Below are 1,912 nucleotides of genomic sequence, written 5' to 3'. Positions count from 1 at the left end.
TCCCGCCTTGAGTACTAAAAGCTTCAAACTATGTTTGGAGCTTTTTGCAATTTAAGACATGTTGAATCAAAAACTTTTTGGTAAATCTTTTGCTCCGTGCAGAACCCTTACAATCCTAATGTGATCAATTTGTATCGTATAAAAAACTATATGACTCCCAATAGGTAAACTATATAAGCTTTTTTTAATCTCGTTTCTATTTCTTCCCATTTCAGGGGTGTTTATTATCTTGACAAATACTTCGTCAATTTCCTCTAAATACTTTACGGCTTGATTAAATCCGAATTCTTCAAAAGTATAGTCAAATATTTTTCCCAAATCGTTGTCCGCTTCCCGAGATAACACATACTTATTTTTTGGCATATGCTGCTTTTTTTGCTGCAATTATATCTGCAATAGTCCTATCACTACTTTCAGACGACCAACCCTTTTCGATTTCATTTCTCAAATCAGTAATTACTTTATCTCTATAAATTTCGTGCAAACGTAATGCGTCTCTTATCACTTCGCTATTATTTTGATAATCACCTGTTTCCACTTGTTTGTTGATATAAATCTCCTGTTTTTTTGTAAAACTAATATTCATAACTAATAAAATTAATTGTCTATATGTAGCAAATATAGATAATTTAATTAATTTGAAATACATTTTTTTATGTTTTCTGTTTTATTAAAACAATAAATATAATTGAAATGTTTTTAATTTCAACTTAAGTAATTTCGTTTAAAATAGTATCTTCGCTTCAAATATTTTTATAAAATGGCAACTTTTGTAATCAGCAAAAAACCCAGCGGACATTACAAATACGAATTAACTTCTCGTAGAGGAAAAACCATTTTTATTAGCAATGCTTTTGAATTACGTTTTGAATGTGAAGAAGAAATTGAATTACTAAAAAAATCAATAGAACAATTGTTTTTTATGCGATTTCGTTCACCTGCAGGTAAGTTTTACTTTAAAATCATTTTAAGTGATAAAGAAGTTGCTGTTAGCAGAAAGTATTCCACCCAATTAATGTTAGAAAAAGGTATCAATGAAATTTTAAAATACGGTGCAAAAGCCGAATATTTAGATTTTTCCAAATCACTTGATGTTTTTCCTCCAGCAGAAGATGTTTTCGGGTAACTAATACTTGTTTCGCAGAGATTCACAAAGCATTTCATCCCATCAACTTCACAACGTTTGTCACCCTGAAAGGGTCTCAATCAATCTATTTTTCCTGTCAATAATAAAAAGAGATGCTTAAAGTATGATAAGTTTGTGCTTATGAATTTTAATTCATTTCAAAACAATCAATTCAGTTCTTTCACTTTTGAGCAAAAAAAAATCCCGACTTAGTCGGGATTGATTTCTTTTCGAAAAGAAGGTCAAATATTATTTTTCTTCTTTTTTAGCTTCTTCAGTTTTTGCAGCAGAGCTATCTGTAGTAACAGCAGCAGAGTCAGTAGAAACAGCAGCAGAATCAGTAGAAACAGCAGCAGAATCTACTGATGTAGCAGTAGAATCAGCAGTAGCATCTCCTTCTGTTCCTTTTTTGTTACAAGAAACTAATACAGCAGCAACGAATGCCAAACTTAAAACAACTTTTTTCATCTTAATTTTATTATAAAGGTTAATTATTTATGAAGCAAAGATATAAAAAAAATTAAATGTCAAATACTTTTTTCCATTTTTTTTCAATTATTTTTCAATTCTTGCACTATTCATACTATGAAGCATAGAAAACAACTACAATCTCCCTTTGTTTTTAGGTGTATTCGGCTGATTATAAATGATTTTCATTTCTTCAATTAAATTTTTAGCACCCGCATATTTATCTATAATAAATAGAATATATCGTGTATCTACCATGATATTTCTACAAATTTCTGGAGAATAATACACATCGCTCATTGTACCTTCCCAAACTCT

General features: G+C 29.7%; 5 protein-coding genes. 1 reads left to right on the top strand and 4 read right to left on the bottom strand.

What is annotated here, in order from left to right:
- Positions 1-66: 66 nt before the first annotated feature.
- Positions 67-363 carry a type II toxin-antitoxin system RelE/ParE family toxin gene (locus ABWO04_RS11545; RefSeq protein WP_353079838.1) on the bottom strand — a complete coding sequence of 99 codons (297 nt, stop codon included), beginning with the start codon at positions 361-363 and terminating at the stop codon, positions 67-69.
- Entirely contained in the window at positions 350-649 is a 300-nt protein-coding gene (locus ABWO04_RS11540) for a type II toxin-antitoxin system ParD family antitoxin (RefSeq protein WP_353079837.1), read from the bottom strand. The genes ABWO04_RS11545 and ABWO04_RS11540 overlap by 14 nt, the downstream gene beginning before the upstream one ends.
- A gap of 111 nt (positions 650-760) precedes the next feature.
- Here ABWO04_RS11540 and ABWO04_RS11535 point away from each other — a divergent pair, with 111 nt between their 5' ends.
- Positions 761-1,126 carry a DUF1508 domain-containing protein gene (locus ABWO04_RS11535; RefSeq protein ID WP_353079836.1) on the top strand — a complete coding sequence of 122 codons (366 nt, stop codon included), beginning with the start codon at positions 761-763 and terminating at the stop codon, positions 1,124-1,126.
- Between the two features lie 249 nt (positions 1,127-1,375).
- Here ABWO04_RS11535 and ABWO04_RS11530 read toward each other — a convergent pair whose 3' ends face one another.
- Both ABWO04_RS11530 and ABWO04_RS11525 read right to left on the bottom strand, forming a co-directional pair.
- On the bottom strand, positions 1,376-1,594 hold the full coding sequence (locus tag ABWO04_RS11530; RefSeq protein ID WP_353079835.1) for a hypothetical protein: 219 nt from the start codon (positions 1,592-1,594) through the stop codon (positions 1,376-1,378).
- Positions 1,595-1,729: 135 nt separating this feature from the next.
- Positions 1,730-1,912 (bottom strand): S46 family peptidase (locus ABWO04_RS11525; RefSeq protein WP_353079834.1); only part of this gene is annotated, 183 nt, incomplete at its 5' end.

The organism is Flavobacterium sp., from assembly GCF_040382755.1.
Taxonomy (GTDB): domain Bacteria; phylum Bacteroidota; class Bacteroidia; order Flavobacteriales; family Flavobacteriaceae; genus Flavobacterium.
The sequence above is the reverse complement of the archived record's forward strand: the minus strand, read 5'-3'. Positions and strand labels throughout refer to the sequence as shown.